Genomic DNA, 14,996 nt, shown 5'->3' on the forward strand with positions numbered 1-14,996 from the left:
GCCCCGTGCGTCCGTGAGGCCTCACCATAACGCGAGGAACACGGCCTCCGGAAAACTCAGCCCACCACCAGCCGCGCGCGCTGTCGGGCCGGACGGATGTGCGCCCGCGCCCCCGCGCCGAAAACCAGGAAGTCCTCTTCCATGCCATCGCTGAAGATGACGCCCCCCGACGGCATCCGCGACTCCAGCACCAGCTCCTGCTCCGCCGTCACGAAGCCGCCCACCACCTCCGCGCCCGAGTGACGGCTCACGAAGGGCTCGCGCACCACGAAGGCCAGCCGGGGCTCCTCCCACGCCAGCCGCCACGCCTCCCCGGGCACGCCGCCCGTCTGCGCGGTGAGGCTCCGGGCCAGCGTGAAGACGGAGGACAGCCACCCGCTGGAGCCCGCGCCCGTGGACACCAGCACGCCACTGGACGACTGCGACTCCTCGTGTCCGCCATGGCTCAACCTGTAGCGCGCCGACACGTGGGTCCTCGCGCCGATGAACAAGTCGTTGAAGGCCAACAGCCGCTGCCCGTCCTCCAACCGCGCCTCCGCCAGCGTGACGCCGCGCACCCGGGCCTTGCCCTCGAGCACCTTGCGCACCGCGCCACGCGCCCCCGCGACTTCGTAGGGCAAGAGCACTCCGTCGAAGCGCTCCGGGTCCGGATTCACGCCCACCAGCGGCTGCTCGCCCACGTACTTGGCCACGTTCGCCACCAGGCCGTCCTGCCCCGCCACGACGACAACCTCCTTCCCGCTGAAGAGGAAGGTGGGCACCAGGCCCCGGTCCACCTGCTGCACCGGAAGCCCTACGTTGAGCGAGTCGCGGAGCCGGTCCACCGCGCGCAGGTACGCTTCGTCCTCGCGCTCGAACTCCTCGAAGTCCTGCCCCGCGTGCTCCACGTAGAACTTCGCCTGCTTCTTCGTGTTGAAGCGCTCCACCAGCCCCGCCAGCCGCGTGCGGCGGGTGACGAGCAGGATTTTCTCGTACATGACCCGGCCCTCCCTCGTCGTGGCTCAGCGCTCGCGGGGAGGCCCGTGTGGGGTGTTGCGCGCGGTGTCCCTCGGCGGCTTCGAGCCCGCGCCGCTCATCAGCGAGTTCAAGAGGTCCGGCGACACGTTCAGCTCGCCGATGCGGTGCGCGTTCTCCGCCATCTCCCGGAAGGCGAGCGCGATGTTCAGCGCCGGGTCCCCACCATTCACGGACGTCGCCATCAGCGTCTTCCAGTCCACCCCGCGCACCGGCGCCAGCGTCTTCTCCAGCGCGTAGGCCCGCGCGTCGGCGGCCTGCTTCTCGTTCTGCGCCCAGCGCTCCATCAGCGCCGAGCGCTGCTCCTCCACCGCGATGTCCCCCGCCATCTTCGCCTCGCGAAGCTGCCGCTGGCGCTCCTGCACCGCCAGCTCCGTCGCCAGCTCGCTCTCCTTGATGCGCCGCTCCTGCTCCACCGCCGCGTTGCGCCGCGCGTAGACGGCCTCGTCCGCCTGACGCTGCAGCCCCTCGCGCGCCTCGGCCTCCAGCGCCCGGGCCATCTCCGGCGTCGGCTTCGCGGACAACAGCGAGAACGCCATCACCTCCACCCCCAGCGCCCGGATGGGCTCCGCCGTCGACAGCGCCGCCAGCACCTGGGCTTCAATCGTCTGCGCGCCCACCAGCACCTCGCGCAACACCATCCCCTGCACCACCGTGCGCGCGCGCACCTGCGCCACCTGCACCAGCCGCTCCGGCAGCTTCTCCGGGTCCTCCGAGCGGTGCCGCCCCGATGACGCCAACGAGTAGTCCAGCAGCGCCGCCAGCTTGCGCGCGTCCGCCACCCGGTACGTGAGCTGCCCCTGCAGCGTCACCGCCTGGAAGTCCCGGGTGATTTCGTTGAAGGCGAAGGGCACGTCCACGCTCGACAAGGGCACGCTCACCAACGTCGCCGACGGCTTCCAGTAGAAGAACGAGAGCCCCGCCCCCTCCCGCACCACCGTGCCTCCCTCGAACTGAATCACATACGACGTCGGTGCCGCCTTCATGTACCCGATGACCATGCGCCCGCCCCTCGCTGCTTCGTGTATTGTCGACACAGTCTTAGTGTCAAAAGAACACGATTGCAAATCGAAATCGGGACCTTCGAGTCGTGGACGAATGCGACGTGCATGCGCAGCTTTGCGGGGAAGCGCTGGTCTGGTTCCTTCTGGACAGGGTCCCCCGACCTTGCCAATGCACGGGGAGGGAGTGCCTCATGCACATCGCGGTGATTTCAGACCTCCACCTGGGCAGACGCGACGTGGCGGACCACTTCGGCCACGAGGACTCCTCGTTCGCCCGCTTCCTGCGCGTGCTGGAGGGCAACTTCGAGCGAATCGTCCTCCTGGGCGACATCTTCGAAACGCTCACCTCGCGGGCCCCTGGACACCAGGCGGCCGAGCTGGCGGCCGCGCGCGCCGCCCACCCGGAGTTGGTGCGCCGCTTCGCCGAGCCCCAGTACCACTACGTCCACGGCAACCATGACCTCGTCTCCGGCACGGCGCTCGGCGCGCCGGAGCACCTGGTGCTCGAGGCCGACGGCATCCGGATGTTGTTCACCCACGGGCACCACCACGACTGGGTCATCCGCAAGGCGCGCTGGTTCTCGGAGGCCTCGGTGTGGGCGGGCGGGTGGCTGCGGCGGATGCACCTGCGCGCGATGTTCCGCATGTTCAAGGCGCTGGACGCCCGGCTCTCGCACGCGCTGCCGGACCCGGCGCGGTGCACCTTCCAGCAGTGGGCCCTGGCGCGGGCCAGCGACAGCGCCGCGGACGTCGTCGTCACCGGCCACACCCACCTGGGCATGAAGGTGGAGCACGGCAGCCGGCTGTTCCTCAACAGCGGCACATGCTCGGAGGGCCAGTTCTCCTTCCTCAGCCTGGACACCCGCGCCGGCCAGTACGCGCTCCACACGTCCTGGTAGCGCGGGCTGGCGGGACGCGGAGCGGGCAGCGGACCGGGCCCCTCACGTTCCGCTCGCTCCCACCCGGGACGGGCGAAGTAACATCGCCGGATGTTCAGGCGGCTCACCCAAGCGCTCCGGCTGCTCGCGCGGAGCATCCCGGGTCCGAGCTCCGACGAAGGGACTCCACGCGGCGGCGCGGTACCTTCCGAGGAGGCTCCGGACAGCGCCCGCCGAGCACCCGCCGCCCGCCGCGCCTCGCAGCAGCCAGGGCGCGCGTCCCGCTACTTCGACCTGCACGACGACTTCCGCAACCCGGCCCGGCGCGAGCTGAGCGACCCGGTGGCCCTGGACGGGAAGAAGCCACGCTCCGTCTGGTCCTTCACCTCTGGCGCCCCGGTGTCGCACCAGGGCCGGCTGAAGCTGACCGCCGAGCCTCCCGGCCGCCCCCTGGACTTCTCCCTGGCGGGCGCGGGCCTCACCCCCATCGTCCACGCCACCGTGGCCTCCATCTTCCGGGAGCTGGCCCCGGAGGACGTTCAGCTCATCCCCGTGGAAGTCGAAGGCGAGCCCGAGCCCTTCTTCATCCTCGTCGCCACCCGCCTCATCCCCTGCCTGGATGAACGCGCCTGCGCGGAGGTCTCCCACTACACCGCCGAGGACGGCCCACCGGAGCGCGTGGGTCATTACCGCACCGTCCGCGGCCTGCGCATCGACGCGACGAAGACGCAGGGCGCTCGCGTGCTGCGCACCTGGGGCTGGCCCGTCAGCCTCATCGTCTCCGAGGGAATCAAGGAGGCCCTGGAGCACGCGGGCGTCTCCGGCCTCCGCTTCGCCGAAGTCACCCCTCCGTCGCCCGCACGCAAACGCCGTCGCAAGACGCGGAGCAAACCGAGACGCGGATGACCCACCCGACCCGCAACGTTTGATTCCCAAATGGCTTGACACCCGAGGGTCGCGAACTTGTGGGGTAGGTGAACCAACTGTATCTTTCTCGCCTTACAGCTAATTCCTGAGGCGACAGTTGGACAGGCTCGACGCGCCGGTGCCGGTTCCCGTTGAAGACGTTTATTTCGGGAAATATAGAATTCTGCAAAGGCTCGCGGCGGGCGGGATGGCGCACATCTTCCTGGCCTCGATTGATGGACCGGACGGCTTCTCCAAGCCGTGTGTCATCAAGCGGGTGCTGCCGGAGTACGCCAACCTGGAGGCGTTCAGCCGGATGTTCGCGGACGAGGCGAAGGTCGCCGCGCTGCTGACGCATCCGAACATCGTGCAGGTCTTCGACTTCGGGAAGATTGATGGCCAGTACTACCTGGCCATGGAGTGGATTCAGGGGCAGGCGTTGGACCGGGTGCTGCGGCACGCGTGGAAGTCGCACTTCCCCCTGGGCCAGCGGGTGGCGGTGGACGTGGGAATCGCGGTGGCGGACGCGCTGGCGTACGCGCACTCGAAGACGCTGCCGGACGGCACGCCGCTGAAGCTGGTGCACCGCGACGTCACGCCGGGCAACGTGCTGGTGTCGCGCGACGGCATCATCAAGCTGGCCGACTTCGGCATCGTGAAGAGCGCCGTGAATGTGGAGCGCACCAGCGTGGGCGTGGTGAAGGGCAAGTACGCGTACATGTCCCCGGAGCAGATTACCAACCGGGAGCTGGACCACCGCTCGGACCTCTACTCCCTGGGCATCGTCCTGTACGAGGCGTCCACCGGGCGCCGCCTGTTCAAGCGCGAGACGGTGGAGCAGACCATCATCGCCGCCACCCAGGTGCAGGTGACTGCTCCGTCGCTGGTGTCACCGGGTTTCTCGCCGGAGCTGGAGCGCATCATCCTGCGCCTGTTGGAGAAGGAGCCCGACGCGCGCTACCAGAGCGCCCGCGAGCTGGCGATGGACCTGGAGCGCTTCCGCGCCGCGCAGCAGTGGACGTCCGGCGGGCGCGAGCTGGCCTCGCTGGTGACGTCGCTGTTCCCCGCCGACACGACGGGCCAGCACGCCACGGCGCTGTCCGCGTTCGGCTCGTCGCCCGGCAGCGGCATGTCCGGCATGTCCGGCGGCGGCCTCCCCTTCGAGCGCACGCCGAGCCCCGTCTCGCGCCTGCCGCCCCCCGTGGAGGAGCGGACCTCGCCCACCATGCGCAGCCCCGTGGCGGTGCTTCCCGAGTCCATCCCCGTGGACCTGGACGAGCCGCCCTTCCCCTGGCCCGTCGTGCTGACCGCGGGAGCCGCGGCCTGCGCCAGTGCCCTGTTCTGGTACTTCGTCGTCGTCTGAAGCGGACGGCCTTCGTGCCCGGGCTGATGTGGCGCGTGCGGTGAGACCGAGAAGCGGATGAAACAGAAGACCTGGATTGCCGTCATCGTCGTCGGAACCCTTGCCCTCAACGCCATGGCCTACGTGGTGGTGCGCAAACGCCGCGCGACGGACGCCATTCCCACCACCACTACCGCCCCCGTCACGCCTCCGACGCAGGCCGCGACAGCCACCCCACCTCCGCCCCCGCCCGCGGCTCCGGTGGATGACGCGAGCGAGGGACTGGCCCGCGCGCGCCGCGCCGCCGGACTCGCCGCGCTGGAAGACCGCGACTACGAAACGGCCGTCAGCGAGTTCACCGAGGCGCTGAGCCTGCGCAAGACGCCCGGCGGAGACCTGGTGGAGCTCTTGCGCATCGCCACCGACCTCCAGTCGCGCGAGCGCAACCGGGGACGCACGGAGCAGGCCAAGGCGACGCGAGAGCCTCCGGCGCGACAGGCGGCCCGGACGCGTGCCTCCAAGACGGCCTCGGCGGCGCGGGCGCAGCCCAAGGAGGAGCCCGCCGTGCTGGAGGAGCCTCGCGGCGGCCTGCTGCTGGTGACGTCCACGCCGCCGGGCCTCGTCGTGCAGGTGGATGGGAAGGCCGTGGACATGACTCCCGCGCGGCTGCCCCTGCGCGCGGGGACGTACCGCGTGGCGCTCGCGCAGGGAGACCGGAAGCTGGTGGAGGAGACGGTGGAGCTGGAGGAGGACGCGGTGCACTCCATCAATCGCGACGTCAGCGGACAGCTCACGCCCGTTGTCACGCGGCCCGCCGCGCCCACCTCGCCCGTGGCCGCCGTCACCGCGCCGGGCGCCGCCGCCGTGGAGCCTCCCGCCGCCCACGCGCCCACGCCCGTCGCCGCGCCCGTGGCCGCCGCCGCGCCCGAAGTGGCGAAGGCCGCCGCGACGGGCCGGGGTGAGCTGGACATCACCTCTCCGGCTCTCTACGGCGAGGTCTGGGTCAACAACCGTCCCTATGGCTTTCCTCCGCTGATCGCCCAGAACCTGCCCGCCGGCCCTGCCCGCGTGGAGGTCCGCGTCAACGGCGAGGTGAAGCGTCGCATGAGTGTCGAGGTCGAGCCGGGTCGTCGCACGGCCGTCCGGGTGCGCTGAACCCCGCCGCGCACCGCTGTCTCCCCATCCTTGTCGGACGCGGGCCCTGGCCGCCCTCGCCCCTTCCTTGCCCAGAGGTCCGCCCTCCATGTCACTCCGCCTTCGCTGGCCCCGCCACCTGTTGCTCCCACTGCTGCTCTGCGGCGCCCCCTCCGCCCTCGCCCAGTGGGAGCCGGAGACGTCCGACCCCGCCTCCGAGGCCTCGCCCGCGCCGCCTCCCGCCGAGGCCCAGGACGTGCCGCTCGACGAGGAGTCCGACGTGCACAGCCAGGTGGCGTCGTTCGCCATCACCAGGCTGCGCGACTCGCCGGCCGTGGTGACGTCGATGACGGGGGAGGAGATTCGCAACTCGGGAGCTCGGGACTTGATGGACCTGCTGCTCCAGGTGCCGGGCTTCTTCTTCGGCGTGGACACCCAGGGCGCCGTCGGCCCGGGGTTCCGCGGGCTGTGGGGCTACGAGGGCAAGGTGCTGCTCGTCGTCGACGGCAAGGAGCTCAACGAGCAGCTCTACTCGACGATGCAGTTGGGCAACGAGCTGCCCGTGGAGCTCATCGAGCGCATCGAAGTCGTGCGCGGCCCCGGCTCGGTCATCTACGGCGGCAACGCGGAGCTGGCCGTCATCAACGTCATCACCCGGGGCGTGCAGGGCAGCACCGACTTGATGGTGTCCGGCACCTACGGGCAGTTGGAGAAGGTCAACGGACGGCGGAGCCTGACGCTGTCGGGACGCAAGGTGTTCGAGTCCGCGCCGGGCCTGAGCGTCTTCGCCTCCGCGTCGCTGGGACAGGGCCAGCGCAGCGACGCCCAGTTCCAGGACTTCTTCGGCAACACCGCGGACATGGGCGGCAACACGAAGCTCAACCCGACGACGGTGCAGGCGGGCGTGGGCTACCGGGACCTCCAACTGAGCGTGCTGTACCAGCGCTTCGCGACGTCGGCCATCGTCGCCTTCGACGAGGTGCTGGATGCGCCCTCGTCCTCCGACTTCGAGTCGTTCCACGCGGAGCTGAGCAACCGCTTCCGACCCAGCGAGCGGGTGGAAATCATCCCCCGCTTCAACCTGACGCTCTCCGAGCCGTTCCGCGACGCGGACGAGGCCTCCGAGTTCTATTACGAGAAGCAGGTGATGCGGCTGCGCGGCCGGACGATGGCGCGTTGGGCGGCGCTGGACTTCCTGCAGCTCACCGGCGGCGTGGACGTGGCGTCGGACCAGGGCAAGCTCAAGGGCCCCGCGGATGTGGGCCTCCAGACGGCCTTCGGCGAGGACGGCGCCATCAGCGTCTCGTACCTCAACGTCGCGGGCTTCGTGGAGGCCTTCTCCGAGAACCCCTTCGTCACCGTCGTCGCGGGCGCGCGGTATGAGAACCACAGCGACTTCGGCAGCTCGTTCGTCCCCCGGCTGGTGCTCCTGCGCGGCTTCGGCCCGTTCAGCGCCAAGGCGCTCTTCAGCCGTGCGTTTCGCGCGCCAGGCATCGAGAACATCAGCCTGGGCGCGGACGTGAAGCCCGAGCGCACCACCGTGTACGAGCTGGAGGGCACGCTGCGCTTCGGCGACGGCCACGCGCTGAGCGCCAACGCCTTCGACGTGGGCGTGTCGGACCCCATCATCTACTCGTACGACGCGGTGACGAACGAGGAGGCGTACCGGAACCTGGGACGCCTGGGCAGCCGGGGCGTCGAACTGGACTACCACGTCAAGGGGAGCTGGGGCCGCGCGGCGCTCAGCTACTCGTTCTACGCGCCGTCGGGCCGCAACGACGTGGCGGACTACCAGGTGCCCGGACACTCCAACACATTCACCGGCATGCCCACGCACAAGGCCTCGCTGTCGGGCAGCCTGAAGGTGCAGCCGTGGCTGTCCGTGAATCCCACGGCGGTGCTCGTGGGGCGGCGCTTCGCGGTGGACGTGCCAGACGACGAGGGCAACGCGGCGGTGGAGGAGTTGCCCACGCAGCTCTTGCTCAACCTCTACGTGCGCGCGGAGAACGTGGGCACGAAGGGGCTGGAGGTGGGCGCGGGCATCTACAACCTGCTCGGCACGAACTTCCGCATCGCCCAGCCCTACAACGGTGGGCACGCGCCCATGCCCGTGTTCTCGCGCGAGTTCCTCGTCAAGCTCAGCTACCTGTTCGACCCGGGCTTGAGCGAGCTGTAGAAGTCGCGACCATGAGCACGCGCGGCGACAGAAGAGGCCCCCGACTGATTGCCGGCGAGCCGCTGAGCGAGGAGGGCAGCCCCTATGAAACCTCCCTCGGGGGCTGGTTCCGCCAACGCGGGTCCGGCGCCCCCGTGCTGCTCACCGTGGAGCACCGACTGGGACCCCCGCCCCTGCTCCCACCGGCGCCCGGCACGCTCCCGATGGGAGGCCCGGTGCCGCAACCCCTTCCGGACTCGCGGCACGAGGACGGCGTCGTGGACCGCCGTGCCGAGGGACGCTGGCTCCGCCACGTCACCACCGACACGCGGGTCGCACAGGTGGTGGCCACGGGAGCATGGAGGTGGACCCCCCCGGGCCTGCTCGACGCCTGCATCGCCGCGCCCGTGGACCCGGAGGAGCGCGGCACGGACGAGTACCCGCCCGTGCCCTGGATGCCCCGGGTGGCGGCGCCTCGCGTGGGGAGCTCCGTGGTGAAGTACTCCTACCGGGGAGGACTGCGGCAAGGCCGCATCATCTCCGTGAGCGAGAACGACGGACGCGAGGTGCTCGTCACGGCCACGGATGACCGGCCCTTCTCGGTGGCGGGTGAGGAGGGCGCGCTCCTCATCGACCTGGAGGCCCGCGCCGCCGTCGCGCTGTACGTGGGCGACGTCCATATGCGCGGCGTGAATGAACGACAGTGGGCCGTGCTGTGGAGCGCGCGCCCCCTGCCGCTCCTGATGGACGCCTTCCAGTTGGCACCGTTCTGAGCCTCAGCCCGCTCGCGTCAGGGGTGCTGCTCCAGGACGATGTCCCGCCTCGCGAGCCACACGCCCGCGGCCGTGCGCGACAGCTTCACGATGCCGCTGCCGCCTCGAAACTCCTGCCGCGCGCGGTACTCCGGCGTCACGCCGAACTCTCCGTCGAACACGACGTCATCGACGTAGTACGGAGGTCGCCCCGGCTCGCCGATGAACAGGTGCACGTGCGCTGGCAGGGTGTCGTTCGGATAGGGCGCGGGCTTGATGGTGTCGAACGTATAGACGCCGTCCCCACCTGTCCTGGCCCACCCTCGCAACCGGCCGTGGCGACGACTCCACTCGGACTCCTGCGTACCGTTCGCATACAGCCCGGCCGCGTTGGTGTGATGCGCGTAGATGACGACCTCCGCGACGGGCTCGCGTGACTCGGCGCTCAACACGCGCCCCGTCAGCGTCATCCGCTCTCCCGGCTCCGCGCCGCTGGCCAACCGGACGAAGGGCGCCAGGCGCTCCGGACCCCGCTCGGCGACCGCCTCACAGCCCTCGCAGGTGTAGAGCCGCGCTCTGACGCGGGGCGCTACCGGGACAGCCTCGGCCGGGGCCGCGCAGGTGCAGGCCTGCACGCCCGCGGCGCAGGCCCCCAATCCCAGCAGGACGGAACGTCGACTCAACACGCTCATGAAGACGAGCAACAGGTGACCCGTGCCCGGATTCCGGTTGCGCCAGGTCCAGCTGAAACTTTCCAAGGCGGGGGCCCCAGGATATGGTGGCCCCCGTCGTCGTCATTCCGCTCGGAGCCGGACGTGAGCCGCACCCCGTCCAGCGCCCCTCCAGGATGACCCGGCGCCCCCCGCTCCCGACTTAGTTCGCCGTCCGAACAAAGTTTCCAGCCCGCCTCCAGCCCTCCTTCACCGGCTCGCGCGCCTATCCCTCTCACCGCGCCAACGCCGCGTTGCGTCAGGCATTGGGAGGGGTCCGCCCTCGGCGCCATGTCTGGTTTGGCGTCAAGGGCCTGTCACGCGGCGGCTTGCATTCCAACCAACGTCGCTGGTACTTTCTTCGGCACTCGAACGAATGAAGCACGCGTTCGTGGCGGAGTGACGGTGGGCCCCGGGGGTGTTGGCGGATGGGCACGGCGTGAGTCACCTCACTCTCCTCTGAAGCACAGCGCCTTTCATGACGCATCGCACCACGCGAGCGCTGGCTCGTTGCGTCGACTGGTTTCTTCGCAGTGCGAACGAAGTTTTCCAGCAGGGAGGGGAAGCCCATGCAACACAAGCGTTTCGCCTGGACGTGTGCCGCGGCGGGGTTGCTCGCAGCGATGAGTCTGCTTGGAGCCTGTGACCCGGAGGACGACGGGGACAAGCAACCCGCCGCTCAGGATGACGCGGGGACGAAGCCCGACTCCGGCACGCCGGATGCGGGGCCTGTCGACTCGGGCACGCCGGACTCTGGAGTACCGGACGCGGGAGTACCCGACTCGGGGACGCCGGACGCGGGCGAGCCGCCCCCGGACGCGGGCATTCCGGACGCGGGGCCCCCGCCGGTGACGCTGCCAGTGGCCGTGGATACCCACTGGGCGCCGAGCGGGTACATGGGCGACGGCTCGTCGGGCGGAATCGCCACCGTCGCCGAGTGCGCCGCGACGCGGCCGGGCACGGGCAAGGGCAACTGCCACAAGTTCACCTATACGGCGGGTGGCAACGGCTGGGGCGGCGTGTGGTGGCAGTACCCCGAGAACAACTGGGGTGACCTGCCCGGCTTCGACGTGCCCGCGGGCGCGACCGTCCTGGCCTTCCATGCGTGGGGTGCCACCGGCGGCGAGGTCGTCAAGTTCCTGGTGGGGCTGAGCTCCGCGGTCGACGGCTTCAGCCTCGATACCGGAGACCAGACGCTCACGGCGGAGCCAAAGGAGTACACAATCGACGTCAGCCGCGTCCGATACGGGAAGGTGGTGGGTGGCTTCGGCTGGGTAGCGGGGGGCAAGCCGACCCCGGTCGTCTTCTACATCGACGACATCCAGTGGAGATGACACCCACCGCGCCTTCCGCGCGGCGGAATGGAGCGTAAGGGGACGATGAAAGTGGGAACGGCGGCACTGACGGTCGACGCGGCGGGCATGCGGGCGCAGAACAGCAGCCTGCTGCTCAACATGATCTGGCGCGAGCGCCAGATTTCCCGGGCGGAGATTGCCCGGAGGACGGAGCTGAGTCCGTCCACCGTGTCGGCCATCGTCGCGGACCTGGAGCACTCGGGGCTGGTGCGCAGCATTGGCGCCGGCGTCTCCCGAGGCGGCCGTCGCCCCACCCTCATCGGCTTCCGCGACGACGCCTTCAGCATCATCGGCGTGGAGATGGGCGCCACCCACGTCACCGTGGTGCTCACCGACTTGAGAGGTCGCGTGCGCACCCACCGCACGGCCTCGCAGCAGGTTCGCAATGACCCGGAGGGCACGCTGAAGACGGTGCGGACATTGGTGCAGGAGTGCCTGGACGCCGAGCGCGTGCCCCGGCGCTCCGTGGTGGGCCTGGGCGTGGCCGCGCCCAGCCCCGTGCACCCGTCCTCGCCCGGGAAGATGTCTCCGCTCATCCTGCCCGCGTGGCGCGGCTACGACGTGCGAGAGGCCTTGAGCACGACGTTCGATTTGCCGGTGTTCGTGGACAACGACGCGAACCTCGGCGCGCTGTCGGAGTGCTACTGGGGCGCGGGCATCGGTGGCGAGGACCTGACGTACATCAAGCTGGCCACGGGCATCGGCTCCGGCCACATCATCCACGGCGACGTGTACCGCGGCGCCGGAGGCACGGCCGGAGAGATTGGCCACATCGCCGTCGACTCGGCGGGCCCGCCGTGCCTGTGCGGCCTGCGCGGCTGCCTGGTCACCCTCATCGGCTCCGGAGCGCTGGTGGAGCGCGCGCGGGAGCTGATGGGCACCAAGGGCCGCAAGGCGCCCACGGTGCGGGAGATTGTCGAAGGCGCGCGCGCGGGAGACCCGGCGGCGCGGCAGATCATCGACGGGCTGGGCCAGTACCTGGGCGTCGCCGTGGCGGGCCTGCTCAACCTGCTCAACCCCGCCATCGTCGTGCTCGGCGGCGAAATCTCCTCGGTGGGAGACCTCTTGTTGGACCCGTTGCGGGCGTCGGTGCGCAAGCGCGCGCTGTCCACGTCCATGGCGGAGACGCGCATCGTCACCTCCGCGCTGGGCGACAAGTCCATCGCGGTGGGCGCGGCCACACTCGTGCTCCAGGCGGCCCTCCGGGACCGCACGTTGTTTCCCCTCCAACACGTCGGAAAATCCGCATGACGCCCAGCCGACTCCTTCCGTGGTTCGCGCTCCTGGGAAGCCTGGCCTGTGACCCGGCCCGCTCAGGACGAACCGACCCGCCTCCCACCACGCAGCAACCGGAGCGTCAGGATTGGCGCCTGGTGTGGCAGGACGAGTTCGACGGACCGGCGGGAGCGCTGCCCTCCGCGGAACGGTGGGGCGCGGACGTCGGAGGAGACGGCTGGGGCAATGGCCAGTACGAGCACAACACCGCTCGGGCGGAGAACGCGTCGCTGGACGGCGAGGGCCGGCTGGTCATCACCGCGCGGCGCGAGCGCTACCAGGGCAACGACTACACCTCCGCGCGCTACACCACGCGCGGCAAGTTCGAGCGGACGTACGGGCGCTTCGAGGCGCGCATCCAGCTCCCCACGGGCAAGGGCATCTGGCCGGCGTTCTGGATGCTGGGCGCGAACTTCAACCAGGTGGGTTGGCCCACGTGCGGTGAAATCGACATCATGGAGCACCGGGGCCAACTGCCCGCCATCGTCCGGGGCTCGCTGCACGGTCCGGGCTACTCCGGCGGAGAGAACATCGGCCAGGAGCACGTCGTCGCCGGCGGCAGGCTCTACGAGGACTTCCACATCTTCGCGGTGGAGTGGGACCCGGACCGCATCCGCTGGTTCGTGGACGACATCGCCTTCATGGAGGTGACGCCCAGGGACCTGCCGGGCAACGCCCGCTGGGTGTTCGACCATCCGCACTTCCTCATCCTCAACGTCGCGGTGGGTGGCGGCTTCGTGGGTCCGGTGGACGGCACCACGCAGTTCCCCCAGCAGATGCGGGTGGACTACGTGCGCGCCTACACGAGGGTGGAATGAGGCCCGCGGGCCTCATCGCCTCCACCCTCTTCCTGCTCCTGTGCGCGGCGTGCTCGAACGAGCCACGCCCGCGTCCGCCCGGAACGCTGTTCGTCTCCGTGGAGCAGCAGAGCGCGTGGGTGCGCAACTTCAACCCGCTCTTCCCGGGCGCGGGCTCGCGATGGCCCACGCGCGCGGGCATCTACGAGTGCCTGGAGCTGTACACGCCGTCCAAGGGTGACTACCAGCCGTGGCTGGCCCTGGGGCACGCGTGGTCCGAGGACCGCCGCACCCTGCGCTTCACGCTGCGCGAGGGCGTGCGCTGGTCCGACGGCAAGGCCTTCACCGCCGAGGACGTGGCCTACACCTTCCAGCTCCTGCGCAAGCACGCGGCCCTGGACGCGGGTGGCGTGTGGCGCTTCCTGTCGGATGTGCGCGCCGAGGGGCCTCACACGGTCGCCTTCCAGTTCTCGCGCACCTTCATCCCGGGCCTTGGTGATTTGGCCGCGCAGCCCATCGTCCCGCGCCACATCTGGGAGCTCGTCGCGGACCCGGTGACATTCACCAACCCGAGCCCCGTGGCCACCGGGCCCTTCACGCAAGTCAGTGTCTTCCGCAATCAGGTGTACGAACTGAGCCGCAATCCGTACTACTGGCAGCCGGGAAAGCCCGCCGTCCGGGCGCTGCGCTTCCTGGCCTTCCCCACCAATGACCAGGCGAACCTGGCGCTGGTGGAGGGCGAGGTGGACTGGGCGGGCAACTTCGTCCCCGCGGTGGACCGCACCTTCGTCGCCAAGGACCCGAAGCACCACGCGCGCTGGTTCCCGCTCTTCGGCAGCACCGTCTTCCTCTACCCCAACACCACCCAGCCCCCGCTGAACGACGTGCGCGTGCGCAAGGCGCTGAGCATGGCGTTGGACCGCGAGCGGCTGGTCGAAATCGCCATGTATGGCTACACGCGGCCGGCGGACGCCACGGGGCTCAATGACGCGTACACGGGCTGGCGGGACGCGGACGTCGCGGACGACGCGTGGGTGCGCCACGACGCGAAGGAGGCCGCGCGGCTCCTGGACGAGGCGGGGCTCACCCGGGGGCCCGACGGGCTGCGACGCCAGGCGGACGGCAGCCCGCTGACGCTGGACATCGAGGTGGTGGGCGGCTGGTCGGACTGGGTGCGCGCGGGCCAGGTCGTCGCGCGTGACTTGCGCAAGCTCGGCCTCCAGGCGCAGCTGCGCACGTACGAGTTCAGCGCGTGGCAGGCGCGGCTCCAGAAGGGGGAGTTCCAGATGGCCATCTCCTGGTCGCTGGACGGGCCCACGCCGTACACCTTCTACAAGTGGATGCTGTCGTCCGCGACGGTGCGCCCGGTGGGCGAGGTGGCACCCGCCAACTGGCAGCGCTACGGCGACAAGGAGACGGACGCGCTCTTGGAGCGCTTCGAAGTCACCGACTCGCGCGAGGAGCAGCAGGCGCTGATGGCGCAGGTGCAGCGGCGCTTCTCCGAGACGGCGCCGGCCATTCCGCTGTTCCCGAACCCGTCCTGGGGCGAGTCCAACTCCAAGCGCTTCACGGGCTTTCCCACCGAGGCGAATCCCTACGCCCGGCTTTCGCCCCACGCCGAGCCCGACAGCCTGCTGGTGCTGACGGCGCTCGCCCCGAGGGAGGCGCCCTGAC

General features: G+C 70.2%; 13 protein-coding genes. 10 read left to right on the plus strand and 3 right to left on the minus strand.

Annotated features, from left to right (window positions below; all coding sequences use genetic code 11):
• Positions 1-56: 56 nt before the first annotated feature.
• Together G4D83_RS07185 and G4D83_RS07190 are read right to left on the minus strand one after the other, a co-directional pair.
• Positions 57-977 (minus strand): diacylglycerol kinase catalytic domain-containing protein, encoded by a 921-nt coding sequence (locus G4D83_RS07185; RefSeq protein ID WP_163863934.1) that lies wholly within the window; start codon positions 975-977, stop codon positions 57-59.
• A 24-nt stretch (positions 978-1,001) separates the two neighbouring features.
• A complete protein-coding gene (locus G4D83_RS07190; RefSeq protein WP_163863935.1) occupies positions 1,002-2,015 on the minus strand; it encodes an SPFH domain-containing protein in 1,014 nt (337 codons plus the stop codon).
• 194 nt (positions 2,016-2,209) lie between these two features.
• Between G4D83_RS07190 and G4D83_RS07195 the strand changes: the two genes are divergently transcribed.
• The 6 genes from G4D83_RS07195 to G4D83_RS07220 all read left to right on the plus strand — a co-directional run bounded on the left by G4D83_RS07195 (position 2,210) and on the right by G4D83_RS07220 (position 9,206).
• Positions 2,210-2,917 carry a metallophosphoesterase family protein gene (locus G4D83_RS07195; protein WP_163863936.1) on the plus strand — a complete coding sequence of 236 codons (708 nt, stop codon included), beginning with the start codon at positions 2,210-2,212 and terminating at the stop codon, positions 2,915-2,917.
• A 90-nt stretch (positions 2,918-3,007) separates the two neighbouring features.
• Positions 3,008-3,802 (plus strand): imm11 family protein, encoded by a 795-nt coding sequence (locus G4D83_RS07200; RefSeq protein WP_163863937.1) that lies wholly within the window; start codon positions 3,008-3,010, stop codon positions 3,800-3,802.
• A gap of 139 nt (positions 3,803-3,941) precedes the next feature.
• A complete protein-coding gene (locus tag G4D83_RS07205) occupies positions 3,942-5,165 on the plus strand; it encodes a serine/threonine-protein kinase (RefSeq protein WP_275902358.1) in 1,224 nt (407 codons plus the stop codon).
• A gap of 57 nt (positions 5,166-5,222) precedes the next feature.
• Positions 5,223-6,299 carry a PEGA domain-containing protein gene (locus G4D83_RS07210; RefSeq protein WP_163863939.1) on the plus strand — a complete coding sequence of 359 codons (1,077 nt, stop codon included), beginning with the start codon at positions 5,223-5,225 and terminating at the stop codon, positions 6,297-6,299.
• A gap of 88 nt (positions 6,300-6,387) precedes the next feature.
• Entirely contained in the window at positions 6,388-8,454 is a 2,067-nt protein-coding gene (locus tag G4D83_RS07215) for a TonB-dependent receptor plug domain-containing protein (protein WP_163863940.1), read from the plus strand.
• An 11-nt stretch (positions 8,455-8,465) separates the two neighbouring features.
• Positions 8,466-9,206 carry a hypothetical protein gene (locus G4D83_RS07220; RefSeq protein WP_163863941.1) on the plus strand — a complete coding sequence of 247 codons (741 nt, stop codon included), beginning with the start codon at positions 8,466-8,468 and terminating at the stop codon, positions 9,204-9,206.
• 17 nt (positions 9,207-9,223) lie between these two features.
• Here the strand turns inward: G4D83_RS07220 and G4D83_RS07225 are convergent, their stop codons facing one another.
• On the minus strand, positions 9,224-9,943 hold the full coding sequence (locus G4D83_RS07225; protein WP_163863942.1) for a dioxygenase family protein: 720 nt from the start codon (positions 9,941-9,943) through the stop codon (positions 9,224-9,226).
• Positions 9,944-10,464: 521 nt separating this feature from the next.
• On the opposite strand from G4D83_RS07225, the gene G4D83_RS07230 reads away from it, so the two are divergent.
• Genes G4D83_RS07230 through G4D83_RS07245 form a run of 4 tightly spaced genes read left to right on the plus strand, consistent with a single transcriptional unit; the run spans position 10,465 to position 14,995 of the window.
• Entirely contained in the window at positions 10,465-11,229 is a 765-nt protein-coding gene (locus tag G4D83_RS07230; protein WP_163863943.1) for a hypothetical protein, read from the plus strand.
• A 45-nt stretch (positions 11,230-11,274) separates the two neighbouring features.
• The gene (locus tag G4D83_RS07235; RefSeq protein ID WP_163863944.1) at positions 11,275-12,501 is read left to right on the plus strand and encodes an ROK family transcriptional regulator; all 1,227 of its coding nucleotides are present in this window, start codon (positions 11,275-11,277) and stop codon (positions 12,499-12,501) included.
• Positions 12,498-13,343, plus strand: coding sequence for a glycoside hydrolase family 16 protein (locus tag G4D83_RS07240; RefSeq protein WP_163863945.1), 846 nt, complete (start codon positions 12,498-12,500; stop codon positions 13,341-13,343). Before G4D83_RS07235 ends, G4D83_RS07240 begins: the two co-directional genes overlap by 4 nt.
• The gene (locus tag G4D83_RS07245) at positions 13,340-14,995 is read left to right on the plus strand and encodes an ABC transporter substrate-binding protein (RefSeq protein WP_163863946.1); all 1,656 of its coding nucleotides are present in this window, start codon (positions 13,340-13,342) and stop codon (positions 14,993-14,995) included. The genes G4D83_RS07240 and G4D83_RS07245 overlap by 4 nt, the downstream gene beginning before the upstream one ends.
• The last annotated feature ends 1 nt before the right edge of the window (position 14,996 follow it).

It is taken from the genome of Myxococcus eversor (assembly GCF_010894455.1).
In the GTDB taxonomy this organism is placed as follows: Bacteria; Myxococcota; Myxococcia; order Myxococcales; family Myxococcaceae; genus Myxococcus; species Myxococcus eversor.